Here is a 26,418-nt window from a genome sequence, read left to right as displayed (position 1 = left end):
GCCCGGCCGGCGGGATGAAAGACCCTAGAATCGCCCGGTGTCTTCCTCCCTCCCCACCGCGGACGCCCTTCGCGGCGCCCTGGCCGGACTGCTCGACGGGCTGCCGCCCACCCAGGCCGCGCAGGCCGTCGAGCGGCTGATCGTCAGCTATCGCGGGACCACCCCGACCGACGCCCCGGTACTCCGGGGCCGCTCCGATGTGGTCGCCTACGCCGCCTACCGGATGCCCGCGACCTTCGAGGCCGTCCGGGCGGCGCTGGGGGCACTGCGGGAGGCCGCGCCCCAGTGGGTGCCCGGCACCCACACCGACATCGGCGGCGGCACCGGCGCCGCGAGCTGGGCGGTCGCCGAGGCATGGGAGGACGAGACGGCGACGCCGCGCACCACGGTGCTCGACTGGGCCGAGCCCGCGCTCGCCCTCGGACGGGAGCTGGCGGAGGTCTCCGGGGTGCCCGCGCTGCGCGCGGTGAGCTGGCGGCGCTCCCGTATCAGCGAGGCGATCCGCATCGAGAGCACTGATCTCGTCACGGTGTCCTATGTCCTCAAGGAGCTGACCGAGGGCGACCGGGACGCCGTCGTCGCCGAGGCGGCGCGCGCGGCACAGGCCGTCGTCATCGTGGAACCCGGCACCCCCGACGGCTACGAGCGGATCATCCGGGCCCGCGACGGGCTCGTCGCGGCCGGATTCACCGTCGCCGCGCCCTGCCCGCACAGCCTCCGCTGCCCGATCGTGCCCGGCACCGACTGGTGCCACTTCGCCGCGCGGGTCAGCCGCTCCTCGCTGCACCGGCAGGTCAAGGGCGGGTCACTGGCGTACGAGGACGAGAAGTTCGGCTACGTCGCCGCCACCCGTTTCCCGGTCCGGCCGGTGTCCGCCCGGATCGTGCGGAAGCCGCAGATCCGGAAGGGGCTCGTCCTGCTGGACCTCTGCGAGACGCGCACGGAGGCGGAAGCGGAGGCGGCGACGGAAGCGGAGGCGGTGACGGAAGCGGAGGCGGCGACGGAAACGGTTGCCGGTGAGGGAGGGGTGACGGCTCCCGGGCCGCCGCCGGCCGGTGCCCGTGGCGTGCTGAGCCGCCAGACGGTGACCAAGCGGCGCGGGCCGCTCTACAAGGCCGCCCGGGACGCGGAGTGGGGCGACCCCTGGCCGCCGGAGGACGCGGAGGACGCCGGGAGCTGACGGCCGAGAACGCCTGCGCGCCGCCCGGGGCGGGCCCCGCCCCGGCGGCGCGCCGCGCGTTTCAGCCCGTTCAGCCTGTTCGGTTCGTTCAGCCTGTTCAGTTCGTTCAGCCGGATCAGCTTGTTCGGTTCGTTCAGCTCGTCCAGCCGGCCGTACTCATCAGGGGCGCAGCTCCTGCGTACAGCACTTCACGCTCCCGCCCCCCTTCAGCAGCTCGCCCAGATCCATCCCGATCGGCTCCCAGCCGCGATCCCGCAGCGGTTCGAAGAGGCCCACCGCCGCCTGGGGGAGCAGCACATGGCGGCCGTCGCTCACCGCGTTCAGGCCGAAGGCCACCGCGTCCCGCTCCGAGGCGATCAGGGCGTTCGGGAAGAGGCGTCTCAGCACCGCCCGGCTGCCCGGCGAGAAGGCGCCGGGGTAGTACATGACCTCGTCGGCGGCGTCGTCGAGCACGGACAGTGCCGTGTCCAGGTGGTAGAAGCGCGGATCGATCAGATCGAGGCCGATCACCGGCCGCCCGAAGAACTCCTGCGCCTCGTCGTGGGAGAGGGTGCTGGACCGGAATCCGCGCCCGGCCAGGAGGTACGAGGAGGTGACGGCGAAATCCCCCTCCCCCTCGTTGATGTGGACCGGCTCGCCTATCTCGGTGAAACCGGCCGAGCGGAACCAGTCGTGATGGGCCACGGCCTCGGGCTCGCGCTCCCGGTGGGCGAAGCGGGCCAGGAACACCCGGCCGTCGATCACGGTCGCGCCATTGGCGGCGAAGACCATGTCGGGCAGTCCGGGCAGGGGGTCGAGCAGCTCGACGGTGTGGCCGAGCGAGCGGAAACGGTCCCGCAGGTCCTCCCACTGGGTCATGGCCAGCGGCAGGTCCACGGGCTTCGCCGGATCCATCCATGGGTTGATGGAGTACGTCACCATGAAGTGCGCGGGTGGGCACATCAGATAGCGGCGCGGCGATGCGTCATGGAGCGATGAGCTCAATGAGGGCTCCTCACATACGACTGCGACAGGCGCACGCGGTCCGCGTGCGTGTTGCCATGGTGAGGCCGATCGGCCGATTCCGCTGTGAACCGGTCGGGAGCCTGTCCTTCTTGACACCCGGCGCTTTCCCCGCAGGGCCCGCGGAGGGCCCGCGTCCGGGCGCCAGGACTGTCGAGACGAGACGTATCGGCTCTTCATTGCTAGATTGGCCGCATGACCGACAACAGAAAGCCCGACGCCGGCCGCCGCAGTGACCGCTCCCGCCGCGCCATCTACGCCGCCGCCCTCGCCCTCGTCGCCGAGACGGGGTTCTCCCGCACCACCATCGAGGGCATCGCCGCCCGTGCCGGGGTGGGCAAGCAGACCATCTACCGCTGGTGGCCGTCGAAATCCGCCGTACTGCTGGAGGCGTATCTCGACCTCGCCGGGCAGGCCGCGGGCGATGTCCCGGAGTTTCCCGACACCGGGGACCTCGCGGCCGATCTCCGGCTGGTGCTGCGGGCCACCGTGGACGAGATGAACGACCCGGCCCACGACGGACCGACCCGGGCCCTGGCCGCCGAGGGCGTGGTCGATCCGGTGCTCGGCGCCCAGTTCGTCGAGAAACTCCTCGAACCCTCCCTCCGGCTCTACACCGAGCGGCTGCGCACCGCCGAGGCGGCCGGCCAGGTGCGGACCGGTCTCGACGCCAGGATCGCCGTCGAACTCTTTGTCGGACCGCTGACGCACCGCTGGCTGCTGCGCACCCTCCCGCTCACCCACGACTACGCGGACACGCTGGTCGAGTACGCCCTGAACGGCCTCGCGCCCCGCGGCTGAGCCCCGAACGCGCCCCCTCCGCCCCCGTCCGCCCACCCCCGGTTGGGAAGTGTGGCCACTCGCACCGCAGGATGGTGGGACGATGGTAGAGACCACCTGGGGCGAACGTGAGGTGTGAGGGGATAGATGGCCGACAGCAGGAGTCGCCACAGCGGCACGGAGAACAGGCCTTCCTGGGAGGCGCGGCTGCCCCACTGGCTGCGCCGCCGCCCCAAGGACACCGGGGCCGAGGACTCCCGCCGCGAGGAGCTGCTGCTCGCCGTCGCGGATGCGGGTATGCCACTGGCACCTGCCGCGTACCCCGTCGCGTACCGGTGTTCCTGTGAGCGGATCGGCTGCCCGATTCCCGGCCGCCACCCGGTCTCCTTCGCCTGGCAGACGCAGTCCACCACCGACCGGGCCCAGATCCAGCGCTGGGCGCAGGGCGAGCCCGACGCCAATTTCATCACCGCCACCGGCATGATCCACGATGTGCTGGACGTCCCGCTCGAAGCGGGCCGCAGCGCCCTCGCGCGGCTGCTGGAGCTCGGTGTCGAGGTCGGCCCGGTCGCCGAGTCCGGCGGCACCGGCGACGAGGGGCGCGCGCTCTTCTTCACCGCCACCCGGGGCACCCCGGAGGACGAGGACGAATGGTGGCCGTGCGAGCTGGACTGCCGGCCCGAGACGATGGACGAGCACCCGGGGCTCCGCTGGCACTGCCGGGGCAGCTATGTCCTCGTACCGCCCGCACGGCTGCCCGGTGACCACCGGGTCGAGTGGGTACGCGGCCCCGAACACCCGCTCCCGGACCCGCTGACGCTCCTGGAGACCCTGACCGACGCCTGCGCCCGGTATGCCGACGAGGCCGACGCCGCGGCGGCGGCCGACGACTTCGAGGACGGGTACGCGGGGTACAACAAGGCCGCGGTGAGCCAGGACCACGAACCGGCCGGGCGGGCCGCCGGCCGCCGCTGAGCCACGCCCCCGGCCGTCGGCCCCGGTCCTCGCGGGCCGGTGCGGCGGCGGCGCCCTCAGCCGGGATCCCATGAGCCCACCGGGGCTCAGCCACCGCGCCGGGTACAGCCGCCGGGCGCGCGCTGCCCCCGCCGCCCGCCCGGCCCCGCCCGGCGCCCCGCCCGCCGGGGCGCACGCGAACAGACCGCACCCGCCCCGGGGCCACCACCGTGCGCGGCAAGGGGAAGGCCCGCCCCCGCCGGGCTGGGGCAGGGGCGCGGAGCGGTCCGCCGGCCCGCCCGGCGGACCGGCCGGCGTGCGCGAACCGGCCCGGCCGGTACGGGACGCGGGGTGCCGTCGAGGCGCACGGGCACCGAATCGACCCGGCCCGAGCCGTGCTCCCCGGCACCGCCGGACGATTCCGCCGGCACCGGCACGGTTCCCGGCAGGCTCCCCGGGACGGTCCCCGCCACGAGTGCGGCCGTCGCGGCCGGGCCGCCCCCGGCGTACTCCCCGGCCGTGACCGGGGCCGGAGTGCCGGAACCGGTGAAGAGTGCCGCTCCCACGGCGACGGTGATCGCGGACCTGACGAGAGTGCGCATGGTGATTGCCCTCCGGCCGCCCCGGTCGGTTACTGAAGCGGACACCAACGACGCTACCGACCGCCCGTGCCCCCGGGTCGGCCTCGCGTGCAAGGGTTCATGGCTTTCCGTGCACGCCGGGCCCGCCCGGGGCACGGAACTGTCCGTGCGGATCGGGCGGGCGGATGGCGGAGGCCGTGTTGTGGTGGCGGTGGTCGCTGGGGCTGAGGCCGTAGACGGCGCGGAAGGCCCGGCTGAAGGCGGTCGGCCGGTGGAAGCCCCAGTGCGCGCAGATGTCCGCGATGGAGTGGGAGGCGAGAGCGGGGTCGGCGAGATCCCGGTGGCAGCGTTCGAGACGGCGGTGGCGGATGGTGGCCGTCACCGTCCGCTCGCCCTGCCGGAACAGATAGTGCAGCGTGCGCAGCGATATGTGGTGGTGATCGGCTATCGCCCGCGGGGTCAGGGCCGGGTCGGCGAGATTGAGGTCGATGAAGGTGTCGATCTCCGCCAGCAGGGCCTGGCGGCGGGTCTCCCGGGGGAGCTGCCCCATGGCGTCCAGATGATGGGCGAGGAAGGCCGTGGCCAGATCCCGGGTGACGGCGCCCAGATGGACCGCGTCCTGCGGGGTGTACGCGTCGGCGTGCGCCGCGACCGTGTTGACATGGCCGGTCAGGACGGCGCCGAGCCCGCTGTCGCTGTGCAGCCGCCGGGCCAGCAGCCCATCGGTCCGGTCGGCCGGGAGCCGCAGGGAGTACCGGGGCAGCTGGATGATCACATGGCTGACATTCGCGTCGCCGACCACAAAGGATTCGAGCGGGTGGGAGGTGTCGAAGAGCACCCAGTCCCCGGCCTCGACCGTGGTCTCGTTGCGCCGCTGTGTCAGCCGCATCGAGCCGGCGGTGATCAGCGCCAGATGGTAGAACTCCGGATCGCTGCGCCTGATGAGGGAGGGGGGCCGCCAGGAGTGGATCGGGGTGTACGCGAAGCTCGACAGCCGGGTCTGCCCCAGCGCCACCGACTCCGAACGCGCCCGGAAACCCTCGGGATTCCTGGCGGCCAGCTTCATGGGCGCCACGTCATGGGTGACCACATCACAGAACCAGGCGAAACGGTCCCCGCTGTCCAGCCCGTCCGTGGACAGCAGTGACTGCATCCTCCGCCCCCTGGTTCCCTCGCTGGAGACGCACACGGCGGACACCCCGCGTCACTCCATGATCGAAACAACTCTACCGACGCACCGGGACCGTTCGGCAAGACGAAAACCGGGCACGCTCGAAAGCCTGTACGGAGCCTCGCGGTCGTCCGGATGCCGTCGGCCGAGGGCGCCCGAGGCGGTCACGACCCGCCCCGACCTGCGGACGCGCGCGGGGCGAACACCCGCCGGCCCGGTCAACGGACCGTCAACACAGCCGTCCGAACCGTTGAAGAAACGTTGACGGATGCTGTGCACACTCGATTCGCATGACCTTACGACACACCGCCTCACGTCTGAGAACCACCGCCGCCGCCGTGCTGGCCACCGCCTTCATCGGCTCGCTCGCCGCCACCGGTACGGCGCGGGCCGAAACCGCCCCCGCCGCCGTCGAACCGGCCCCCCGTACCGCCGCCTCGCTCGCCGCCGCACAGCAGTTCCAGCCCGCACCCGTCGTGCCGGCCTCCTGCTCCGGGAACGGCACCTCCGGCCCCCGGGTCCAGCTCCTCTATGTGCGCGGACAGAACCAGCCCGACCGGCTGGACGCCCTGCGCTCCGACTTCCGCACTCGCGCCGGCAAGATCAACGGCCGGATAGTCCAGAGCAGCGAGGCCATGGGCGAGCGCCGTGAGGTGCGCTACGTCCACGACGCCTCCTGCGACCCGACGGTGACCCGGGTGGTCCTGCCCTATCCCGATGTGGACAACGTCCCCGGCGGAATGGCCGCCGCGCTCTCCGCCCAGGGCTTCGGCGCGACGGACCGCAAGTACGTGATCTGGGCCGAGAACGCCGCCTGCGGCCTGGCCTGGACCCCGGGTCAGGACGGCCGGCCGGGCGCGGCCAACGGGTACAACCACCAGGGCGGCCATGCGATGGTCGGCCTCAAGGGCATCGGCTGCATCGACAACAACGACATCGAACTGCACGAGATGCTGCACCTCCTCGGCGCGGTACAGGTCCAGGCACCCCTGGGCACCGCCGGCAGCCACTGCACCTTCGACAAAGACGTCATGTGCTACAACGACGGAACCATCCCCGGCTGGACCCCCACGACACCGCTGAACCCCTGTCCCACGCCGAATGTCCCCGCCGACATCAGCTGGGTCGACTGCAGCCGTGACACCTACTTCAACCCGAAGCCCCAGCCCGGCAGCCACCTCGCCCGTTCCTGGAACGTCGCGGACAGCGCCTTCCTGATCCGGCCCGACCACCTGGTGCCCGCCATCTCGACCCTGCGCAGCGCCACCGGCCACGCCGCCGACCTCGACAACGCGTGGACCTCGGACGGCACGAGGATCAAGGCCGAGGGCGACTGGGGCCCCGCCGCCCAGCGGTGGCACATGACCAAGCTCCCCGACAACCGCTACCGCATCAGCCCGGTGCTCGCTCACACCAAGGCGATGGTCATCAACACCAACCCCGCGCAGATCGTGGACGGCACCAACCGGTTCACCCACCTCCAGCCGTGGACCGGCGCCGAGTACCAGAAGTGGAGCCTGCGCTCCGTCGGCAACCGGCAGTACGAGGTGGTCGCCAACGACAACGGCTGCCTGACCGCCGAGTCCTTCGGCCAGGCCCTGCGGACCGCCGCGTGTGACGGCTCCGCCAAGCAGCGCTGGGAATTCCGCTTCTGACGGGCTGACGGGCTGACGGGCTGACGGGCTGACGGGCTGACGCGTTGACCCGCTTGACCGGCCGGCCGCTTGACGCGTCGGCGGGCCGGCGGGCCGGCGGGCCGACCGGATGCCCGACCCGACCGGCTCCGGCACGGCGCGGCACGGCGGCCCACACCCCGCCGTGCCGGAGCCACCCGTGGTGCCGTCCGGGCACCCCGCCCCGGGCGGCACCACTCCGCTTCCACCCCGCCCGCGCACCGCCCTGTGACAATCGTTCCCGGGCGGACACCGGGACCAGCGAGGAGAGGCACCGTGAACAGCGCCGGCACTGAAACCGACAGCGACAGCGCCACCGATGCCGTCATCGTGGGATCGGGGATCAACGGACTGGTGGCGGCGGCCGAACTCGCCGAGGCGGGCTGGTCCGTCACCCTGGTGGAACGCCACCGCGAGATCGGCGGCTTCATCTCCTCCGGAGAGCGCACCCTCCCCGGCTATGTCCACGACACCTACTCCTCCTGGCACCCCCTCTTCGTCTCCGGACCCGCCCATGCCCGGCTCGGCGGCCGGCTGCGCGAGCACGGCCTGGAGTACCGCAACACCGATGAGTGGGTCACCGCCTCCGTGGCCGGCGACGGCCGGATCACCCTCGCCCACCGCGACCCCGGGATCACCGCCGGGGGCTTCGCCCACCCGGCCGACCGTGACACCTATCTCGCCGAACTCCGCCGGCTGGAGGCGGACATGCCGGTCATCGGCGGACTGCTCGGCGGCGATCTCCGCTCCCCGGACGCCGTGCGCCGGCTCGCCTCCCTCCTCGGCTCCGGCGGCCTCGAACACTGGGCGCGCGCACTCGCCGCGAGCGGCCGGGGACACGCCCGCTCCGCCTACCGGGGCACCGAGGCGGACCACCTCTGGGCCCCCTGGCTGCTGCATGCCGGCCTCGCCCCCGACCAGGCGCCGGGCGGATTCATGATGCCGCTGCTCGCCGCCACCCTGCACGGCGCCGGGCTGCCCGTCGTCGCCGGCGGCGCGGGCCGCTTCACCGCCGCCTTCCGCTCCCTCCTGCACTCCCTCGGCGTCAGGATCCTCACGGGTACGGAGGTGGAGCGCATCCGGGTGGAGTCCGGCCGGGCCACCGGTGTCGTCGCGGGCGGACGCACCATCCGCGCCCGGCGCGCGGTGCTCGCCTCCGTCACCCCCGGCGCGCTCTACGGCCGGCTGCTGCCCCGGTCCGCCGTCGCTCCCGGACCGCGCGAGGAGGCGGCGCGCTTCCGGCACGGTCGCGCCGCGATGCAGATCCATGTCGCCCTCTCGGCCCCCGTGCCCTGGCGGGACGAACGGCTGGCCGCGGTGCCGCTGATCCATCTCTCCGACGGCTCGGGGAGCACGGGCATCGCCTGCGCGGAGGCGGAGGCCGGACTGCTGCCGAGGCGGCCCACCGTCGCCGTCGGCCGGCAGGACATCCTCGACCCCGGCCGGGTGCCCGAGGGCGCCGCGGCCCTCTGGCTCCAGCTCCAGGAACTCCCCGCGCGCCCGCTCGGGGACGCCGCCGGGGAGCTCGACACCACCGGCGGATGGACCCCCGAACTGGCCCGCGGATACGCCGGCCGGGTGCTCGACCGGATCGCCCGGCACGCCCCCGGGCTGCGGGAGCTCGTACGCGCCATGGATGTGATCACTCCCGATCAGCTGACCGCCCGCAACCCCAACGCGGTCGGCGGCGATCCCTACGGCGGCGCCACCGACCTGGACCAGAGTTGGCTGTGGCGCCCGCTGCCGGGTGCCGGACGGCATGCGACACCGGTGCGCGGACTCTGGCACATCGGTGCCTCCACCCATCCCGGCCCCGGGCTCGGCGGCGGATCCGGCCATATCGTCGCCACCGCGCTCACCGGCGGCGCGTGACCTAGGAGCCCTTGGCCGAGGTCAGACCCGTCAGCCGGGCCAGTACCGCGGTCCTGCCGCCCGCGGGCGGCACCAGCGCCACCTGGCCGGAGACCCGCTCCTTGGTGAGCGAGGACATGACCTCGCCCTTCAGCAGCGCCCGGGTGTCCGGATTGATCTGGATGCGGACACCGTCCGCCGCCGTCTCGCGTTCGAAGGAGCGCGAGGAGAAGAAGACCAGCGCCCCGCCGTCCTCGGTCCGCAGCCCCAGCGGCGCGAAGTCCCCGCTGTTCAGGGGCTTGTCCAGATACTGCTTGGTCCGCCCCGGACGTACCGCCTCCGCCGCGCGGACGGCACGCCACTCGGAGGTGTGCGGCCCGGCCGCGAAGTCCGCCGGCTTCCCGGTCTCCAGATAGGAGGTGTACGCGGCACTCAGCCCGGCCGGCTTCCGCGCCAGACCGGCGGCGTCGGCGGCCACCGGCTCCGCGTGGCCGTCCGCACCCGTCCGCACCGGCGGTATCAGGGAAGGGGAGAGGATCGTCAGATAGGCGACCCGCCAGAGCTGGTCCGGACCGCTCCTCGTGAAGAGCATCAGCCAGCGGGTGTCGGCGTCGCCCTGGTCGCGGTCGAGATTGGAATCGGCGTCGACGACGAAGAACCGCGGCCAGCCGGCCTTCTCGGGAATGAGGAACTTCTCGTCCGAGAGCTTCAGCGGGATGTGCTCCGCATTGCCCCGGGGGAAGTTGACACTGCGCGAGGTGAGACCGGCCTGGTTGATCGCCCCGAGCGCGCCCGTCACCCTGGCACTGCTCAGCGCCGGGTCGTACGCCTTGTCGGCGGCGTTGTACGCGGTGGTGAACTGCTCAAGCGCCTTCGCCGCCTCGGCCCTTGTCGCCGTCGGGATGATCTCCCGCTCGCCGTGCACCGTGACACAGCCGCTCGCCGTCAGCATCAGCACCGACGCCGTCACCAGGCCCGCCCGGCCCCGGCGGCCCGGAAGGCGCCGTGTGTTCACCCGCATCGGCCCTGTCATCGGTCGCTCTCTTCTCGCCCGCCGCTGAACGGCCGAAGCCTACCGGGATGAGGAGCAGGGCGAGCGGGGGGATCAGCGCGAGCGGCCACACCGCCGCCTGGAGGGTGGTCGGGGCCGGTTCGAAGCCGGTCGCACCGGTGAGCAGCGCTCCGTACCAGGTGTCCGGAGGGAATGCGGCGGTCAGATCGAAGGCGAGCTCCGCCGATCCGTCCAGCACCCGTGCCGACTGGAGCGCCCCGAGGCCGTCGGCGAGGAATCCGGCGGCCGTGACGATGAGCAGAGAGCCGGCGAGGGTGGGGAAGACCGCCCGGTCATGGCGGCCCGTCAGCGAGCGGAGCAGCAGCAGCGCCGCGCCGGCCGCCGTCGCGAGACCGAGCAGCAGCAGGAGCGGGGGGAGCGCGGAACCGTGCTCGTCGACCGCCGACCGGATCGCCGACCAGGAGAACCGGCCCGCCTCCGTGCCGTTGCGCCCGGCGGCCAGGAATCCGGTGACCACCAGGAATCCGGTGGGAACCGGCGCCGGAATCCCCGGCTCCCGCCGCCCGCCGGCGGCGTCCCGGCGCAGCCACACCACCAGGCCGCCCAGCGCGGCGGCGGCGGGCAGCGCGAGCGCGGCGGTCAGGAGTCCCTGTGCCCGGAAGGTCAGCCCGGGCGGCGCGAATTCGAGTACGCAGGTGAGTCCCGCGAACACGGCGACCCCCGCCCCCGCGCCCAGCAGCACGGCGGGCACCGCGGCGGGCCGGCCGGTCCGCCGCAGCAGGGCGATGACGAGACCGAGGGCGACGGCGGCCCCGAGTCCCTCGCGCAGACCGAACAGATAGGTGCCGAACATGTGGTTCCCGTCCCCCCGTGGTTCCTCGTCCGGGAAGAAGGACAGCACCAGCCGGGCCGGGGTTGCGCCGCGGCGCCGGTGAACTGAGTAGCGGTACTCATGACGGACCGCGGCACCAGTGGTCATATGGACATATGGCAATGCACAGGACGAACATCATGGCGGGCGCGGGACTGGTACTGGCCGCACCGGTCGCTCTGTGGGGTCTCATGGGCCGGCAGGACGCCGAGGGCTTCAAGCCTTCCGAACTCGACTACTACATGGAGCCCTGGCGGGCCACGGAGGGCTGGGACACCGCGCTCGGCGTGGCCGCCCTCCTGGTGACGGCCGGCTGTGCCTTTCTGCTGAGCCGGGCCGGGCGGCGCGGGGCCATGGATCCGCGCCACTGGCAGGTGCTGCTGCCGCTGGTCGCCGCCGGCCTGATCGCCGCCATGGGGCTGCGGGTGCTGACCGCCGGGGTCATCGGCGCCAATATCGGGGCCGGTCTCTTCCTCATGACGGGCCCTCCGCTGATCGCCGGGCTGCTGCTCTGGGCACTGGTCCAGACGGTCCGCCACCGGCTCGCCCGCCGTACGAACCCGGCGGGTCCGGCCGCCTGCTGAGCCCGTCCGGTCCGCGTCCGGGGCTCCGGTGCGGGGTGACGTTCGCCGGAGGGGTACGGGGGCTGCCGGGCATCACGCGGGTGTCCGAGGCGTCGCCTGCGGACCCGGTGCATCGCACGCGGACGCGGACCCGGGGTCGAGCACAGTCCCGGATCCGGGGCCGGACTCGGATCCCCCGGCCGGAGCCGGAGCTTCCGTGGCCGTCCGGGACGCCCTCCCGCCCCGCGGGTCCCGTCCGGCCGGAGGGCGAGCGGCCCGCCGCGTACGACAGGCGCACCCACCGTCCGGTCCGTTCAGCCGGCGCGCCTCGGCAGCACCACGGGTGAGCCCGAGCGCGGATGCGGAAAGACCTCCACCGGCTGGCGGTAGACCCGGCTCAGCAGCTCATCGGTGAAGATGTCCGCCGGTTTCCCGTCCGCCGCGATCCGGCCCTCGTGGAGGATCGCGACCCGGTCCGCGTAGGCCGCCGCGAGACCCAGGTCGTGCAGGACGACCACGACTCCGTCGCCGGCCGCCGCGCGCTCGCGGCAGACCCGGAGGACCAGTTCCTGGTGGCGCAGATCGAGTGCCGCGGTCGGTTCGTCGAGCAGCAGCAGCGGGGTGCGCTGAGCCAGTACGCGGGCGAGGGCGACCCTCGCCCGTTCGCCGCCGGAGAGCGCGGAGAAGGGCCGGTCGGCGAATTCGGCGGTCTCCGTCGTGGCCATGGCCTCGGCGACCGCGATGTCGTCGTCGTCCTCCAGCTCCGTGCCCGACCAGGGCGCGCGCCCCATCCGTACCACTTCCTCCACCCGGAAGGGGAAGGAGAGCGCGGCGGCCTGCGGCAGCACGGAGCGGCGCAGCGCCAGTTCGGCCGGGGTCCAGTCGCCGGCCGGGCGGCCCGCGATGGTCACCGAGCCCGTACCGGCGGGCAGATCGGCGGCGAGCGCGCCGAACAGGGTCGACTTGCCGGCGCCGTTCGGACCGACCAGGGCCAGTACCTCACCGGCGCGGGCGGTGAGATCGATCCCGGTCAGCACATCCCGGCTGCCGAGCCTGACCCGTACCCCCCGGGCCTCGGCGAGCACCGTGCCCGGCGCGGGGCGCTCGGGCAGCGACCGCCGCCGGCCGCCGAAGAGAGTCCTCATGCCCAACCACCTTGCTTGCGACGGGTCCTGCGCAGCAGCCAGAAGAAGAACGGGCTGCCGAAGAGCGCGGTGAGCACCCCGAGCGGGAGCTCGGCCGGTTCGGCGACGGTGCGCGCCGCGAGATCGCCGAGGGCCAGCACCAGCGCGCCGCCGAGCGCGGACCCGGGGACGAGGAAGCGATGGCCGGGGCCGTTCGCCATCCGCAGCAGATGCGGTACGAGCAGACCGACGAAGGCGATGACACCGGCCACGGCCACGGCCGCCGCCGTGAAGAGCGCCACCACCAGGATCAGGGTGATCCGCAGCTTCTCCACATCGATGCCCAGATGGCGGGCGGGCCGCTCGCCGAGGGCGAGCAGATCGAGCTTGCGGGCGTAGAACGGCACGATCAGCAGGCCGAGGGCGGCGCACGGCAGTACGGCGAGCACCTTCGGCCAGGTCGCCTGGGAGAGCGAACCGAGCTGCCAGAAGGTGATCTGGGTGATCTGCGCGTTGTCGGCGAAGAAGATGAAGAGACCGATCAGGGCGCCCGCGAAGGCGTTCACGGCGATACCGGTGAGGATGAGGGTGACCACCTCGGTCCGGCCGCCCGAGCGGGAGAGCGCGTAGACGAGGAAGACGGTCGCCAGTCCGGCGATGAACGCGCAGACGGTGATCGTCCAGTTGCCGAAGAAGCTCAGCCCGAGCGCGATGGAGGCGACGGCGCCGACGGCCGCACCCGACGAGATGCCGATGATGCCGGGCTCCGCGAGCGGATTGCCGAAGACGCCCTGCATCAGGGCGCCGGCACAGCCGAGGGACGCGCCGACGAGCAGTGCGAGGACCACGCGCGGCAGCCGCACATTCCACAGCACGCTCTCCCCGACCCGGTCCAGCGGCCGGCCGCCGAGGCCCATGCGGTGCTGGGCGGAGGCGATGACATCGCCGAGCGGGATGTCGTACGCGCCGTATCCGGCCGAGACCAGGGAGACGGCGACGAGCGCGACGATCAGGCCGGCGGTGAGGAGATACGCGGTGGAGCGCCGCCGGGGCGTCTCGCCGGCGCCGGTCCTGTGCCCGGCGGTTCCGGGCCCGGCCGTCTCGGCCGCGCCGGTCCTGTGCCCGGCCGCCGGAGAGGGGCCGGACGGGCGGTCCGCGCCGGGCGGGCCGGCAACGCCCTCCGCACCCTCCGCGCCGGGCGGGCCGGCAACGCCCTCCGCACCCTCCCCGCCCGCCTTCCGCAGGGTCGGCGCGGCGGGGCCCGTCTCGCCCGCCGGCTCCGGCGCGCGGGATTCCGCTTCGGTCGCCATGGTCACTTACCGCCCGCGTACAACTGCTCGACCAGGGAGGTCAGCACCTCGTCGGTGCGCGGGCCGTAGTTCAGCAGCACACCGTCCGGCACCGACACCACCCGGCGGTCCATGCCCGCCGGAGTCTGCGCGACCCCCGGGATCTTCACCAGACCGTCGATGCCGCCCACCGAGTCCAGCCCCTTCGACATCACCAGAATCGCGTCCGGCGCGGCCTTCGCCAGCGCCTCGCTGGTGATGGCGGTGAAGTCCTTCGTCAGCCCGGACTCCTTGCCCGCGTCCACCGCGCCCGCCGCCTCCAGCAGCGAGGCCGCGCCCGACTCGGCGCCGCCGAGGAGATAGACGGAGGCGGTGCCCCGGAGATAGAGGAAGGCCACCCGGGGCTTCTTGCCGTCGGCGGGCTCCGGGATGTCCTTCCGGACGGCCGCCAGACGTGACTCGGTACGGGTCTTCAGCGCATCGCCCGCCGCCGGTACGCCCAGCGTCGCCGCGACCGCGTCGATCCGGGTGCCGACGTCGTCGAGGCTCTTCGCGGTCTTCACCACCACGAGCGGAATACCGGCATCGCGGATCTGCTGAAGGGATTCAGCGGGCCCGGAGACCGTCTCGGCCAGGACCAGGGTCGGCTTCAGGGACAGCACGCTCTCGGCGGAGACATCATGGCCGCGCGTCACCACCGGCAGCTTCTCGGCCTGTTCGAAGGTGGCGGTCACATCGCGGGCGACCACCTTGTCGCCGAGTCCGAGTGTGAAGACGATCTCACTCAGCGAGCCGGTCAGCGGCACGATCCGGTCGGCCGAGCCGACGGTGACCTTCTTCCCGTCCGCCGAGTCGACCGTGACCGGGAGCCGCTGCGCGGGCTGGCCGGCGAGGGGCTCGACCCGGTCCGCCCCGGCTGGGGAGCCCTTCTTGTCCGCCGCCTGTCCCGCCGGGGAAGCGGAATCCCCGCCGCACCCGGTCGCCACCACGGCGACGGTGAGCGCGGTCAGCGCCGCGCCCACCAGCCGAAACCCGCGCCCCGCCCGTCCCGCACGCGAATCGCGCACCGGACGCACCGGGCGCCCGGCCTGCGCCGAGCCCGCCGAGCCCTGGAGAAACACCGAGAACACCATCCCTGTCGTTCCGTGACGTGCCCGGTGGGGCGCGCCGTTCGGGGGCCGTTCCCCCGGGTCGGTTCCGGTGTGGCGCGAAGGCGTCGAACCGGAATCGAAGGCCAAAACCGGAACGCATGGGGCTACCGGCACAGGCTGGACATAGCTTAGGTTAGCCTTACCTCGCTCTGCTATACCGCTGTACCCCCCGGAGGGATCCCATGCTGGCGTATCGACCGGCTCGCGCATTCGCCGTGATGCTCCTCGCGGCCCTGCTCGGAGCTCTGCTCCCGGCCGGCACGGCCCAGGCCGCGGACCGCACGGTCCAGGGCGGCAGGCTGGACTGGGGGTTCAAATCGTCCTTCCAGAAGTACGTCACCGGCCCCATAGCCAACGGCAGTTACCGGCTCACCGCCGGCGCCGCCACGGTCGGCGACAGCCTCTTCCGCTTCCACTCGGCGACCGGAACCTACGACCCGGACAGCGGCGCCTTCGCGGCCCGGTTCTCCGGCGGGGTCCACTTCACCGGCCACAAGAAGCCGGACGGCAGCCATGAGATGGATCTGAGGCTCAGCAACCCCACCGTGCGGATCTCCGGCGGCAAGGGCACCCTCCACCTGGACATGGTGAGCAAGGCCAAGGGCAGCGGCAAGGTCACCACCAGCGGCCAGGTCCCCTTCGCCGCGCTCGATCTCTCCGGCGTCAACATGAAGGGCGGCGCCAGTCCCGTGGCCCTTCAGGGCATCCCCGCCACCCTGACCACCCAGGGCGCCACGGCCTTCGCCGGCTTCTACGAGGCGGGCACCCCGCTCGACCCGATCGCCCTCAGCGTGGACGTCGCCGCCGCCGGCCGGGCGCCCGGGAAGCCCGCGAAGCCGAAGACCCCGGCGAAGCAGCCGGGCGCCGAGGCCGGCCCGCTCCGGGACGCGGCCGTCGACTGGGGTGTGCGCCGCACCTTCCGGGAGTACGTCACCGGCTCCATCTCCCAGGGCAAGTGGACCCTGTCCCAGGGCGCCCAGGACGGCGGTGCTCTCTTCCGCTTCCCGCAGGGCAAGGGCGTCTACGACGCGAAGAGGCAGAGCCTGAAGGCGTCCTTCGCCGGCTCCGTCCGCTTCACCGGCGAGCACATCGACCTCACCCTCGCCAAGGTCACCACCACGGTGACGGCCGGCAAGGGTGTGCTCAGCGCCGATGTGACCAGCGAGGGCACCACCACCCCGGCCGTCCCCCTGGTCACCTTCGCCGCCCCGGACTTCGCGCCCGAGGACGGGCTCGTGCGGCTCACCGAGGCCCCGGCCACCCTCACCGAGGGCGGCGCCAGGGCATTCGGCTCGATGTACAAGGCGGGTACCGCCATGGACCCGGTCTCGCTCGCGGTGAGCGTCGACAAGGCCGCGCTGCTGCCCGCCCTGCCCGACCTGGGCAGCGGGGTCAACACCGCGCCGACGCCGTCCGCCACGCCCGCCGAGTCCGGCGGGAAGGCCGCGGCGAGGACGGCGCCCGCCGCCGCGCCCGAGGACTCCTTCCCCGTCGCGGTCACCGCGGCCGTGGGCGCCGGAGTGCTCGCCGCCGCTGCCGCCGCCTTCTGGGTCCTGCGCCGCCGCCGCGCCGCCCAGAGCTGATTCCGAACCTCCGATCCCCCAGGAGAAACCCTCATGCCGGCCTCCCGCCGCCCCGTGACCATCGCCGCAGCGATCGCCACCGCCACCGCCCTCGGAGCCACCGCTCTCGCCCTCCCCGCCGTCGCCGCCGACGCGAAGCCCCCGGCGTCCCTGTCGGCCGAGCAGGTTCCGCAGGCCGCGAACCCGGCCGTGTACAAGCTGGAACAGGGCACTCTCGAGTGGGGGTTCAAGGAGTCCTTCCGCACCTATGTGGGCGCCGAGGGCATCAAGGCGGCCGACGGCGCGGAGCAGGCGGCGGGGAACGGCGCCTTCACCTTCACCGAGGGCACCGGCGGCTACGACCCGGCCACCCATGAGCTCAGCACCTCCTTCCGGGGCACGGTCGAGTTCACCGCCAAGCGCTTCACCCTCAAGGTGTCCGATGTGCGGCTGGTCGGCGACCGCGCGAGCGGCACCATCCGGGCCGATGTCACCGTCGACGGCGAGACCCGGGAGGACATCCCGGTCGCCGCGCTCGATCTGGCGAAGAGCGCCTTCGGCGAGGGCGACGGCGGTGCGATGGTCTTCAAGGACATCCCGGCGACCCTGACCGCCGACGGTGCCGCCGCCTTCCGCTACCCGGAGGGCGAGATCCTGGACACCGCGACGCTCTCCGTGAAGCCGGTGAAGCCGGGAAGGCCGGGGAGCGGTGGTGAGCCCACCGGCCCCGGCAGGCCCGGACAGCCGGAGAAGCCCGAGAAGCCCGGCACCGGCACCGACAAGCCGGCGGCCGGCAACACCACGGGCGGCAGCACCGCGGACGGCGACTCCGGCCGCAACACCGCCGCCGGTGGCGCGCTGGTGGACGGCAACCTCCACTGGGGTGTGGTTGAGCGCTTCCGCGACTACATCGCGAAGCCCTTCGTCAAGGGCAAGGTGGAACTCACCGGCGGTGCGGTCAAGTCCGGCGAGATCTACCGCTTCACCAAGGCCAAGGGCAGCTTCGACGCCGCGAAGAAGACGCTCAACGCGTCCTTCGACGGCAAGCTGCGCTTCCTCGGCCACCCCGACAAGGACACCGGCGTACCCGCCCTCGACCTCAGCTTCAGCGGCTTCGAGGTCAAGGTGAACGGCACCAAGGGCACGCTCATCGCCGATGTCGTCACCAACAAGCGGGACAACGGCAAGCGCGTCGAGTACCCGAACGCCGAACTCGTCGCCTTCACCGTCCCGGCCGGCGGACTCAAGGCCGAGAACAATGTGGTGAAGCTGACCAACGCGCCCGCGAAGCTCACCGCCGCCGGTGCCAAGGCGATCGAGGGCTACGAGGTGAACCAGCAGATGGACCCGGTCACGGTCGCCGTCGCGCTGACCAAGGACGCCCCGCTGCCCACCACCTCCGGCGGCTCCTCCACGGGGGGTACGACCGGAGGCACCACCGGCACCACGACGGGCGGCACCACGGGCGGTACGACCGGGGGGACCACCGGCGGCACCGTCGGCGGCACCACGGGCGGTACGGTCGGCGGCCCGACGGGCGGCACCACCGGAGGCACGGTCGGTGGCGGCGGCTCGCTCGCCTCCACCGGTTCCGGCCTCCCGGCCGGTGCCCTGCTCGCCGCCGCGGGCGGCGTCGCCGCGGCCGGGGCGGCCGTGGTCTTCGCCGTCCGTCGCCGGGAGAACGCCTCCGGGTGACCCCGCTTCCGTGAGCGGCGGCCGTCCCTGCGGCGGGCCGGCTCCGGGTGACGCCCTCACCGGCGTGCATCCGGAGCCGGGCTCGCGGCCTGCCCCGCTTCCCGTACTCCCTGTGGTGTCCGGTATCCGGTGTCCGGTGTCAGGGCCGGCGGGTGTGGGGCGGGCAGAAGACGCGGGTGTAGAGGGTGACCCGGCCTCCCCTCAGCTCCGTCCGCCGGCAGGCGGTGAAGTCGCGCTCCAGGATGTCGCGCTTGACCGTTTCCCCGGGGCCGGTGTCCAGCGGCTGGCCTGCGGGATCGCTGAGCACGACGACTCGCTCGGCCCGCGCCAGCCGCCGCCCGATGTCCGGGGCGGACCACTCGGTGCCCTGAAGGGTTCCCGACGCACGGGGTGTGTCCTTGAGCGCGATATCGGCCAGACCGCTGAACTCGCCGGGGTAGGAGAGCATCCACTCGCGGCGCCGGGACGGCGTGAACAGGACCGTGTCGCCGTGCTCGGCCTGCCGGGCGACCTCCCGGGCGATGGCGGTGACATTGTCCTTCCGGCCGGCGGGAGTTCTCATCTGGAGGGCGGCCGGCAGCGTGGCGGCGGCGGACGCCAGCACCGCCAGGCCGGCCACCAGGGTCCGGGCGGTGCGCCCGCCCGGCGCCGCGGCCCGCCGGGCCCGGTCCGCCAGCCGGACGGCGGTGGTTCCGGTGAGAAGTGCGACGCCGACACTGGTGTAGAGGACATAGCGGTCGACATAGATGTCCTCGTGCACCGCGCCCATGAGGAGCAGGGCCCCGGTGGGCAGCAGCGCGAGGGGCAGCGCGAGCCGGCTGACGTCCGCCGCCCGGCCCGGCCCGTACAGATACCCGGCACAGGCCGAGGCCAGCACGGCGACACCGGCGATCTCGAACCACTCACCCGCCTTGGGGCTGCCGATCCAGGACACCTGCCCGGACTGGCCCATGCTGAGGACGACGAGCGGCAGCAGGGCGGCGCCCACACCGGCCGCGCAGGCCGTGAAGCGCATCCGGCTCCCGGCGGGCGCCGAGGGGGAGCGGTACAGGGTGATTCCGTGCGCGAGGAGCGCGAACACCGCGAACTCGTGCAGCAGGGACGCCACCAGCACGGTGAATCCGTAGCACCACCAGCGCCGTGGCGAGGGGTCCCGTGTCAGGGTGACCAGCAGCCAGGTGGCCAGCGCCACGAGCGCGCACACCAGCGCGTAGGAGCGGCCCTCCTGCGCGTACATCTGGACCTGGGGTGTGACCGCGAAGGCGAGCCCGCTCATGAGCCCCGCCGCCGGCCGGGCGGTCAGCCGCAGCGCGATGATCCCGACCACTCCGGCCGTGACGGCGGTGGCGAGCACCGAGGGCAGCCGCAGGGTGATCAGACCACCCTCCCAGACGCCGAAAAGCGCGTGCATGAGGAGGTAGTAGAGGCCGTGCACGGCATCGGCGTGCCGCAGCAGGTCCACGATCTCGGCCGAACTCCGGTGCGCGACCTGGTAAGTGACGGATTCATCGCGCCACATGGTGCCCATGCGGGTGATGCCCCAGAGCCCCAGTGAGAGCGAGCAGAGGGCGGGAACGAGGAAAACTCCCCGCCCGTGCCGAGTGGTCCGCTCTCCGGCCGCGGACGAATCCGGCGGGGCCGGCGGCGGAAGGACGGAGCGTTCCCGCGCTTGCGCTTCGATGATTCCTCCATGGGCGAGCGCGCGGTGCACGCCTTTTAGCATGGTCGAATCACAGTATGTGACCGGTAGTTGACGGAATGGCCCGAATCGCGGTTCCGGGCCGGTTTCCGACACGAACGAGGGAGCGCGCGATGCTGACGACCGAGAGCTGTCCCGATTTACCGCCGGCCCGCCGGACACGGTCGCGGCCGGAAGCCCCGGGCTCCGGCGCTCTGCTCTTATCCGTTCCGCTGCTGTGGAGCTGCGCGCTGGGGGCGTGGGGGCTGAGCCGGGGCGGCAGCCTGTGGCAGGACGAGGCGATCTCCCATGACATGGCGCGGCGCGACCTCGGCGAGATCTGGGCGACCGTGCAGGACGTGGACGCGGTCCACGGCCTCTACTACGCCCTTTTACATGTCGTCTTCGAGGTGTTCGGGCCCGGACTCGGGGCCCTGCGGTGGCCCTCGGTCATCGCGATGGGCGCCGCCGCCGGCGCGGTGGCGCTGCTGGGCAGGGAGCTGGCGGGGGCACGAGCCGGGTGGGCGGCCGGCCTGGTCTTCCCGCTGCTGCCCGCGGTGCAGCAGTACGCCCAGGAGGGCCGGTCCTACGCGCTGGTGACCTGCCTGGTGACCTGGTCGACCTGGGCTCTCGTACGCGCCGCGCGGAAGCCGCCCGGCCGGGCCTGGATTCCGTACGCCGCTCTGCTGGCGGCGGCTTGCTGGATGCATGAATTCGCCCTGCTCGTCCTGCCCGCGCATGCTCTGGCGCTCGCCGCTCTGCGCGCGGACCGGCGGGTGCTGCGGTCCTGGGCGCTGGCGGCGGCCTGCGCGGTCGCGGCCGGGCTCCCCGTCATCGTGGTGAGCATGCGGCAGGCGGCCCAGGTGTCCTGGATCGCGGGCACGTCATGGGGGGACGTCACCCCATGGGCCCTCGCGGCGGCCATCGGCGCTCTCGGCCGGCTCGTCCTGCGCCGCACCGAGGCGGCGGGCGCGTGGGAGGCGGCTCTCGCGCTGTTCCTGGGTCCCGCCGTGACGCTGCTCGTGCTCTCGCTCTTCCGCGATCTCTATGTGGATCGGTATGTGCTCTACGCACAGGCCGGCCTGGCTCTCCTCGTGGGTGTCGCCGTCGAGCGCTGTGCCGGGGCAGGGCTCTGGCGCTGGGTGGCCGGCGCGGGGGCCGCCGCCTTCACCGCGTACGCCCTCGCCGTGGCGGCTCCCGCGCTGCGCTCGCCCGACAGCCGGAGCGATGACGTACGGGCCATGGTGTCGGCGATCGGCGAGATGGACAGGAGCGCGGACGGATTCGTCTTCCTCCCGTCGAACCGCCGGGCCTGGGTTCTCCATGACAACCCCGAGGTCCCTCCGCACTTCACCGATCTGCTGCTGCGGCAGTCCCCGCGCGCGTCCGACACGCTTTACGGGACAGATGTGACGTCTTCGGCGGTGGCCGACCGCATGACGTCCGTGTGCCGGATTCTGGCCGTCCGTGATCCTGGTCTGGAGAAGATCGAGACCTCGCCGCAGGACGACGAGAAGAGGCGCGTTCTTGATCAGGAGTTCACGGCTCGGGAGTCATTCCGTGTGAGCAAGGCGCAGATAACGCTTTTCGTACGAAATGCATGTGCCGAGTAGCGGCGAAACGATCGGCGGCCGGCAGTGGGCGGCCCGACGCCACCCGGCGGCAGGCTGTTTGCCGCATGCCCGTGGCCGATGCGTAGGCGTCGGCCACGGGCCGGGGAAACCCATGTGCTCCGTTAGCATGTTTGAGCTTGCACGATCATGCTTACATATGACACATCGGGTGAAAAATTGATATCCAGGGTAAATCGAGGGTCCTCGAGAACGGACGGCAACCCCCCGACAGCTCCTCGGCGTCGACTTGGCGTCATCCTGTGGAGCGTGGTCGGTGTTGTCGGCCTTGGATTCCTCATTGCGCTGGAGATCGCCGCGCGCAACTACGGCAAGCCCGGACCGATCACCGACCAGGCGCGCGAGGTGATATTCGCCCCCAAATCAGGGACCGTGCTGTACATCAGCATGGGTCTGATGATGGTGGTGCTCACCTGGCGGCAGCGGTTCATCGCACTCGGCGCCGCGATCGGCATCGACATCGTCTTCTGGCTGGTGCGGTCGGCGGTCGGCGCCGAGATGATGTTCGGCAATGGCGCACTGTGGGTGACCCTCGCCTGTGGTGTCATCGCCGTCACCCGACGCACCGGCCATGAGCGCATCCTGCTGCTGAAGGGCGTCGGGCTGGCGCTGCTGCTGGTGGCCGGCCGCAAGACCGGCAACACCTGGCTGCTGATCACCTCCCAGACTCGCCCGATGGTGCTCGATCAGTACGTGCTCACCGCCGATCAGGCACTGGGCAATCCGTCCTGGCTGGTGGGCCGGATGGTCGAGGCCACCGGCTCGGTCGGCGCCTACGTCCTGGAGTACGTCTACATCCAGATAGCGGCGGCCGCGGTCATCATCGCGCTGTACCAGCTGCGCAATGTGGCGGCCGAGCGCCGCTTCCCGGCCCACCATCTGGTCCGCACCTTCCTGGTCATCGGCCTGATCGGGCCCGCCTTCTACATGCTGTTCCCGGTGGTCGGACCGATCTTCGCCTACGGCGCCGACGGCGGTGAGTGGGCGATCGTCAACGCCTGGCCGGGCACGCCGCCGCCGATCGGCACTCCGGCCCCGATGCCCTTCGACGAGATCACCCCGCGCAACTGCATGCCCAGCCTGCACACGGCATGGGCCACCGCGATCTTCATCCACTCCCTCAGGGGGCCGTGGATCATGCGCATCGGCGGCGCGCTCTGGCTGATCGCCACCACCGGCGCGACGCTGGGCTTCGGCTACCACTACGGCGCGGACATCATCGCCGGTGTCGTCTTCACGCTCACCATCGAGGCGGGCCTGCGCGCGCACAGCCGCGGCTGGGACCGGCGGGGCATCCAGCTCGTCGCCCTCGGAATCGCGGTCTTCACCGCCTTCCTGCTCTCGTACCGCTATCTCTCGATGGAACTGGCCGCGCACCCGTGGGTGTTCGGACCGCTGCTGATCCTGGCGACGGTCGCGGTGATCTACGGCTACGCGAGGACCGCCGCGCGCTGGGACCGGGAGGACGCGGCGTCGGTCCGGCTGCCGCGGCCCCGAAGCGAAGCACAGTCCGAAGCACAGCCGGAGATCCAGCGCGAACCCGCCTGAGGCGTGTGGCGTGCGGCTGCGGACAGCGCACCGCGCGTGACCGCGGAGAGCCGTCTTGACGGAACCGCTGCGCGCTCGCGCGGGTGAACCGCCCCCGTCCGGTGTTTCAATGCCGGGGTGAATGAACGCGATGTGCGCCATGTGCTCGATGTGCTCAACGTCTTCTGCGCCCCCGACGGGAGCCACGGCAACCCCCTCGGGGTCGTCCGCGACCCCCGCGCGTACCGCGACCCGGCCTCCCGGCAGGCCGTCGCCGATGAGCTGGGCTACAGCGAGACCCTCTTCGTGGACGACCCCGAGCGGGGTGTCGTCGACATCTACACCCCGGGGGCACGCCTGCCGTTCGCCGGTCACCCCCTTGTCGGTGCCGCCTGGCTGCTCGATCTGGAGGAGCTGAATCCGCCGGCGGGCACCGTCTGGGCCCGGGGGGACGGGGAATTCACCTGGATCACCGCCCGCGCCGAATGGGTCGCGCCCCGGCTGCTCCGGCAGTTCGCCGGCCCGGCCGAGATCGACGCGCTGCCCGCGCCGCCGCCGGGGGAGGGCTGGCTCTATGCCTGGGCCTGGGAGGACGAGGCGGCGGGCCGGGTGCGCGCCCGGGGATTTCCCCGGCGGCCCGGCGGTGTGGTGGAGGACGAGGCGACCGGCGGTGCCGCGCTGCTCCTCACCGATCTGCTCGGGCGGGCCCTGAACATCACCCAGGGCCGGGGCTCGCAGATCCTCACCGCGCCCGGCCCCGACGGCACGGTGGAGATCGGTGGCCGGGTCCGGCTGGTGACGCCCGCCAGTGCTCCCGTGCGGATCGCGGGCCCGGCCCCGGTGCCGGCCCGCAGGCTGAGCGTCGCCCAGGCCCTGGAACGGATGACCTGAGGCGGATGGCCCGACGCGGAGGTGACCCGCGGCCGTCGCCGCGGGCGAGGCTCGGACACCACGGCGCGGGCGGGGGCCCGGACACGACAGAGGGGGCGGCCGGAGATACGGCCGCCCCCTCGTCCATGACGTCTCAGGCGCTGAGCGGGAACTCGCCGTCCAGCTCGCGGAAGACCGCGCCATTGAAATCGAAGGCGCGCTTGCACTCCTCGATGATCCGCTGCTTCTCCAGGTCGTCCGCGTTCACCGCGTCCAGCAGCTCGCGGTACTCCCGCTTGAAGGCGGCCGGGTTGCCGATCTCCTCGAAGACGTAGAACCGCACCCCGTCGCCCTTGCGCTCGAAGCCCCAGGTCTTCTCCGCCCGGTCGCGGATGATCTGACCACCCGAGAGGTCGCCCAGGTAACGGGTGTAGTGGTGGGCGACATACCCGGCGGGCCAGGTCCGCGCGCACTCGGCGACCCGGGCGGCGTACGCCTCGGTCGCGGGCAGCGCCCGTGCCCGCGACTGCCAGCCGGCACCGAGCAGATGCGCCAGATCGCGCTCCAGCTCGGCGGTGCGGAAGAGGCCGGGCTGGATGAACGGTCCGGCGACCGGGTCGTCCTCGAGCGACTGCGCCGCCTCCTCCAGCGCCCGGTACACGAACCACAGCTGCTCGGTGTAGCGGGCGTACGCCTCGACACCGAGCCGTCCGCCGAGCAGGTGGCCCATGAACGGGGAGGTCTCCGCCTCGGTGTGCTGCTCGTGCGACGCGACACGGATGAGGGTGGAGAACGGTGTGCCGGTGGGCGTGGCGGTGGCGGTAGCGGTGGCGTCCAAGGCGGGGACCTCCAGGGACCAAGGGGGATGAATGGTGCGGATGGCACGCAGCCATGACTGTTGCCGCCACCGATCATCCTACTTAGGCTTGCCTAAGTCAATGGGTTCCCGACACCTTGTCGGGAAAAAGGTCCCCGCCCGTCGCGGTCAGGGCAGGGTCAGAATCTCCGCCCCGCTCTCCGTCACCACCAGCGTGTGCTCGAACTGGGCAGTCCGCTTGCGGTCCTTGGTCACCACGGTCCAGCCGTCCTCCCACAGGTCGTACTCGTACGTCCCGAGGGTCAGCATCGGCTCGATGGTGAAGGTCATGCCCGGCTGGATCACGGTGGTGGCGTGGGGGGAGTCGTAGTGCGGCACGATCAGCCCGGAGTGGAACGACGAATTGATCCCGTGCCCGGTGAAGTCGCGCACCACCCCGTAGCCGAAGCGCGCGGCGTACGACTCGATGACCCGCCCGATGATGTTGATCTGGCGGCCGGGCTTCACGGCCTTGATGGCCCGGTTCAGCGATTCCCGGGTGCGTTCCACCAGCAGCCGGGACTCCTCGTCGACCTCGCCGCAGAGATAGGTGGCGTTGTTGTCGCCGTGCACACCGTTGATGTACGCGGTGACGTCCAGGTTCACGATGTCGCCGTCGCGCAGCACGGTGGAGTCGGGGATGCCGTGACAGATGACCTCGTTGACCGAGGTGCAGAGCGACTTGGGAAAGCCCCGGTAGCCGAGGGTGGACGGATAGGCGCCGTGGTCGCACATGAAGGCATGCGCGACCCGGTCCAGTTCGTCCGTGGTCACCCCGGGGGCGATGTGCTTGGCGGCTTCCTCCATCGCCTGCGCGGCGATACGGCCCGCGATCCGCATCCGCTCAATGGTGTCGGAATCCTGGACCTCCGTACCGGTGTACGGGGCCGGAGCGGGTTTCCCGACATATTCGGGGCGCCGGATCGAGGCGGGGACGGAGCGGGTGGGGGAGAGGTGCCCGGGTACGAGCAGCGACTGGCCAGACATGTCAGCGAGTTTAACCAGGGGGTGTGGGGCAGCATGGCGAGAGAGGAAGGGAGCGGCCGATGGCCCTGTTCAAGAAGCGCACCGCCGGGAAACCGGGGGAGTGGTACTACTGCCTGGAGCACAAGAAGGTCGAGGAGGGCCCGGAGTGTCCGGCGAAGGACCGTTTCGGCCCGTATCCGAGCCGCGCGGAGGCGGAGCAGGCGATGCAGACCGCGCGGGAACGGAATCTGGAGTGGGAGAACGACCCGAAGTGGCATGACCCCGGCCCCGGCGAGGGCCGCGGCACGGGCCCCGGCGCGGGCTGATCCCGCGCGGGCCGGCGGGCCGCGGTGCCGGGAGTCCCCGCACGCGGGTCCGCCCGGCACCGCCCGGCCCTCTCCGCCCCGCCCGTACGGAGAACTCCGTGCGGG

At 72.5% G+C, this 26,418-nt stretch carries 22 protein-coding genes; 12 read left to right on the top strand and 10 right to left on the bottom strand.

Annotation, left to right across the window (positions count from 1 at the left end):
• Positions 1–37 precede the first annotated feature (37 nt).
• On the top strand, positions 38–1,180 hold the full coding sequence (locus AAFN69_RS04610; protein ID WP_347726967.1) for a small ribosomal subunit Rsm22 family protein: 1,143 nt from the start codon (positions 38–40) through the stop codon (positions 1,178–1,180).
• 159 nt (positions 1,181–1,339) lie between these two features.
• On the opposite strand, the gene ddaH is transcribed toward AAFN69_RS04610, so the two are convergent.
• The gene (gene ddaH / locus AAFN69_RS04605) at positions 1,340–2,164 is read right to left on the bottom strand and encodes a dimethylargininase (protein WP_347726966.1); all 825 of its coding nucleotides are present in this window, start codon (positions 2,162–2,164) and stop codon (positions 1,340–1,342) included.
• Positions 2,165–2,377: 213 nt separating this feature from the next.
• Here ddaH and AAFN69_RS04600 point away from each other — a divergent pair, with 213 nt between their 5' ends.
• Together AAFN69_RS04600 and AAFN69_RS04595 are read left to right on the top strand one after the other, a co-directional pair.
• The gene (locus tag AAFN69_RS04600) at positions 2,378–2,983 is read left to right on the top strand and encodes a TetR/AcrR family transcriptional regulator (protein ID WP_347726965.1); all 606 of its coding nucleotides are present in this window, start codon (positions 2,378–2,380) and stop codon (positions 2,981–2,983) included.
• Positions 2,984–3,109: 126 nt separating this feature from the next.
• On the top strand, positions 3,110–3,937 hold the full coding sequence (locus AAFN69_RS04595) for a bifunctional DNA primase/polymerase (RefSeq protein ID WP_347726964.1): 828 nt from the start codon (positions 3,110–3,112) through the stop codon (positions 3,935–3,937).
• A 678-nt stretch (positions 3,938–4,615) separates the two neighbouring features.
• Here the strand turns inward: AAFN69_RS04595 and AAFN69_RS04590 are convergent.
• A complete protein-coding gene (locus AAFN69_RS04590) occupies positions 4,616–5,650 on the bottom strand; it encodes a helix-turn-helix domain-containing protein (RefSeq protein WP_347726963.1) in 1,035 nt (344 codons plus the stop codon).
• Positions 5,651–5,958: 308 nt separating this feature from the next.
• On the opposite strand from AAFN69_RS04590, the gene AAFN69_RS04585 reads away from it, so the two are divergent.
• Complete coding sequence (locus AAFN69_RS04585) at positions 5,959–7,323, top strand: hypothetical protein (protein WP_347726962.1); 1,365 nt, start codon at positions 5,959–5,961, stop codon at positions 7,321–7,323.
• Positions 7,324–7,617: 294 nt separating this feature from the next.
• Entirely contained in the window at positions 7,618–9,213 is a 1,596-nt protein-coding gene (locus AAFN69_RS04580) for an NAD(P)/FAD-dependent oxidoreductase (RefSeq protein WP_347726961.1), read from the top strand.
• 1 nt (position 9,214) lies between these two features.
• On the opposite strand, the gene AAFN69_RS04575 is transcribed toward AAFN69_RS04580, so the two are convergent.
• Both AAFN69_RS04575 and AAFN69_RS04570 read right to left on the bottom strand, forming a co-directional pair.
• Complete coding sequence (locus AAFN69_RS04575; protein WP_347727268.1) at positions 9,215–10,144, bottom strand: hypothetical protein; 930 nt, start codon at positions 10,142–10,144, stop codon at positions 9,215–9,217.
• On the bottom strand, positions 10,056–11,183 hold the full coding sequence (locus tag AAFN69_RS04570; protein ID WP_347726960.1) for an FTR1 family protein: 1,128 nt from the start codon (positions 11,181–11,183) through the stop codon (positions 10,056–10,058). The genes AAFN69_RS04575 and AAFN69_RS04570 overlap by 89 nt, the downstream gene beginning before the upstream one ends.
• Before the next feature lie 14 nt (positions 11,184–11,197).
• On the opposite strand from AAFN69_RS04570, the gene AAFN69_RS04565 reads away from it, so the two are divergent.
• The gene (locus tag AAFN69_RS04565) at positions 11,198–11,659 is read left to right on the top strand and encodes a hypothetical protein (RefSeq protein ID WP_347726959.1); all 462 of its coding nucleotides are present in this window, start codon (positions 11,198–11,200) and stop codon (positions 11,657–11,659) included.
• Positions 11,660–11,952: 293 nt separating this feature from the next.
• On the opposite strand, the gene AAFN69_RS04560 is transcribed toward AAFN69_RS04565, so the two are convergent.
• The 3 genes from AAFN69_RS04560 to AAFN69_RS04550 are packed head-to-tail and all read right to left on the bottom strand — an operon-like array spanning position 11,953 to position 15,184.
• Positions 11,953–12,783: a heme ABC transporter ATP-binding protein gene (locus AAFN69_RS04560; protein ID WP_347726958.1), complete on the bottom strand. Its 831-nt coding sequence runs from the start codon at positions 12,781–12,783 to the stop codon at positions 11,953–11,955.
• Positions 12,780–14,072: an iron chelate uptake ABC transporter family permease subunit gene (locus AAFN69_RS04555; protein ID WP_347726957.1), complete on the bottom strand. Its 1,293-nt coding sequence runs from the start codon at positions 14,070–14,072 to the stop codon at positions 12,780–12,782. The genes AAFN69_RS04560 and AAFN69_RS04555 overlap by 4 nt, the downstream gene beginning before the upstream one ends.
• A gap of 2 nt (positions 14,073–14,074) precedes the next feature.
• Positions 14,075–15,184, bottom strand: a complete 1,110-nt coding sequence (locus AAFN69_RS04550; RefSeq protein WP_347726956.1) for an ABC transporter substrate-binding protein — start codon at positions 15,182–15,184, stop codon at positions 14,075–14,077.
• A gap of 200 nt (positions 15,185–15,384) precedes the next feature.
• On the opposite strand from AAFN69_RS04550, the gene AAFN69_RS04545 reads away from it, so the two are divergent.
• Positions 15,385–16,785 carry an HtaA domain-containing protein gene (locus tag AAFN69_RS04545; RefSeq protein ID WP_347726955.1) on the top strand — a complete coding sequence of 467 codons (1,401 nt, stop codon included), beginning with the start codon at positions 15,385–15,387 and terminating at the stop codon, positions 16,783–16,785.
• 33 nt (positions 16,786–16,818) lie between these two features.
• Positions 16,819–18,459, top strand: a complete 1,641-nt coding sequence (locus tag AAFN69_RS04540; RefSeq protein ID WP_347726954.1) for an HtaA domain-containing protein — start codon at positions 16,819–16,821, stop codon at positions 18,457–18,459.
• A 139-nt stretch (positions 18,460–18,598) separates the two neighbouring features.
• On the opposite strand, the gene AAFN69_RS04535 is transcribed toward AAFN69_RS04540, so the two are convergent.
• Positions 18,599–19,987 (bottom strand): glycosyltransferase family 39 protein, encoded by a 1,389-nt coding sequence (locus AAFN69_RS04535; protein WP_347726953.1) that lies wholly within the window; start codon positions 19,985–19,987, stop codon positions 18,599–18,601.
• A 284-nt stretch (positions 19,988–20,271) separates the two neighbouring features.
• On the opposite strand from AAFN69_RS04535, the gene AAFN69_RS04530 reads away from it, so the two are divergent.
• The 3 genes from AAFN69_RS04530 (at position 20,272) to AAFN69_RS04520 (ending at position 24,186) form a co-directional block, all read left to right on the top strand.
• On the top strand, positions 20,272–21,750 hold the full coding sequence (locus tag AAFN69_RS04530) for a glycosyltransferase family 39 protein (protein ID WP_347726952.1): 1,479 nt from the start codon (positions 20,272–20,274) through the stop codon (positions 21,748–21,750).
• A gap of 255 nt (positions 21,751–22,005) precedes the next feature.
• On the top strand, positions 22,006–23,316 hold the full coding sequence (locus AAFN69_RS04525) for a phosphatase PAP2 family protein (protein ID WP_347727267.1): 1,311 nt from the start codon (positions 22,006–22,008) through the stop codon (positions 23,314–23,316).
• Positions 23,317–23,433: 117 nt separating this feature from the next.
• Positions 23,434–24,186, top strand: coding sequence for a PhzF family phenazine biosynthesis protein (locus AAFN69_RS04520; protein WP_347726951.1), 753 nt, complete (start codon positions 23,434–23,436; stop codon positions 24,184–24,186).
• A gap of 133 nt (positions 24,187–24,319) precedes the next feature.
• Here AAFN69_RS04520 and AAFN69_RS04515 read toward each other — a convergent pair whose 3' ends face one another.
• Both AAFN69_RS04515 and map read right to left on the bottom strand, forming a co-directional pair.
• Complete coding sequence (locus tag AAFN69_RS04515) at positions 24,320–25,003, bottom strand: biliverdin-producing heme oxygenase (RefSeq protein WP_347726950.1); 684 nt, start codon at positions 25,001–25,003, stop codon at positions 24,320–24,322.
• 147 nt (positions 25,004–25,150) lie between these two features.
• A complete protein-coding gene (gene map / locus AAFN69_RS04510) occupies positions 25,151–26,008 on the bottom strand; it encodes a type I methionyl aminopeptidase (RefSeq protein WP_347726949.1) in 858 nt (285 codons plus the stop codon).
• 59 nt (positions 26,009–26,067) lie between these two features.
• On the opposite strand from map, the gene AAFN69_RS04505 reads away from it, so the two are divergent.
• A complete protein-coding gene (locus AAFN69_RS04505; RefSeq protein ID WP_347726948.1) occupies positions 26,068–26,313 on the top strand; it encodes a hypothetical protein in 246 nt (81 codons plus the stop codon).
• Positions 26,314–26,418: the final 105 nt, after the last annotated feature.

Source organism: Streptomyces sp. CAU 1734 (assembly GCF_039888735.1).
Taxonomy (GTDB): domain Bacteria; phylum Actinomycetota; class Actinomycetes; order Streptomycetales; family Streptomycetaceae; genus Streptomyces.
This window is presented reverse-complemented; position numbering and strand designations above follow the sequence as displayed.

Coding starts and splice junctions, on each gene's coding strand:
- AAFN69_RS04555 (WP_347726957.1), bottom strand. CDS start 14,072: ATGGCGACCGAAGCGGAATCCCGCGCGCCGGAGCCGGCGGGCGAGACG.
- AAFN69_RS04530 (WP_347726952.1), top strand. CDS start 20,272: ATGCTGACGACCGAGAGCTGTCCCGATTTACCGCCGGCCCGCCGGACA.
- AAFN69_RS04585 (WP_347726962.1), top strand. CDS start 5,959: ATGACCTTACGACACACCGCCTCACGTCTGAGAACCACCGCCGCCGCC.
- AAFN69_RS04565 (WP_347726959.1), top strand. CDS start 11,198: ATGCACAGGACGAACATCATGGCGGGCGCGGGACTGGTACTGGCCGCA.
- AAFN69_RS04560 (WP_347726958.1), bottom strand. CDS start 12,783: ATGAGGACTCTCTTCGGCGGCCGGCGGCGGTCGCTGCCCGAGCGCCCC.
- map (WP_347726949.1), bottom strand. CDS start 26,008: ATGTCTGGCCAGTCGCTGCTCGTACCCGGGCACCTCTCCCCCACCCGC.
- AAFN69_RS04505 (WP_347726948.1), top strand. CDS start 26,068: ATGGCCCTGTTCAAGAAGCGCACCGCCGGGAAACCGGGGGAGTGGTAC.
- AAFN69_RS04595 (WP_347726964.1), top strand. CDS start 3,110: ATGGCCGACAGCAGGAGTCGCCACAGCGGCACGGAGAACAGGCCTTCC.
- AAFN69_RS04570 (WP_347726960.1), bottom strand. CDS start 11,183: ATGACCACTGGTGCCGCGGTCCGTCATGAGTACCGCTACTCAGTTCAC.
- AAFN69_RS04575 (WP_347727268.1), bottom strand. CDS start 10,144: ATGCTGACGGCGAGCGGCTGTGTCACGGTGCACGGCGAGCGGGAGATC.
- AAFN69_RS04550 (WP_347726956.1), bottom strand. CDS start 15,184: ATGGTGTTCTCGGTGTTTCTCCAGGGCTCGGCGGGCTCGGCGCAGGCC.
- AAFN69_RS04600 (WP_347726965.1), top strand. CDS start 2,378: ATGACCGACAACAGAAAGCCCGACGCCGGCCGCCGCAGTGACCGCTCC.
- AAFN69_RS04590 (WP_347726963.1), bottom strand. CDS start 5,650: ATGCAGTCACTGCTGTCCACGGACGGGCTGGACAGCGGGGACCGTTTC.
- AAFN69_RS04540 (WP_347726954.1), top strand. CDS start 16,819: ATGCCGGCCTCCCGCCGCCCCGTGACCATCGCCGCAGCGATCGCCACC.
- AAFN69_RS04545 (WP_347726955.1), top strand. CDS start 15,385: ATGCTGGCGTATCGACCGGCTCGCGCATTCGCCGTGATGCTCCTCGCG.
- AAFN69_RS04535 (WP_347726953.1), bottom strand. CDS start 19,987: ATGGGCACCATGTGGCGCGATGAATCCGTCACTTACCAGGTCGCGCAC.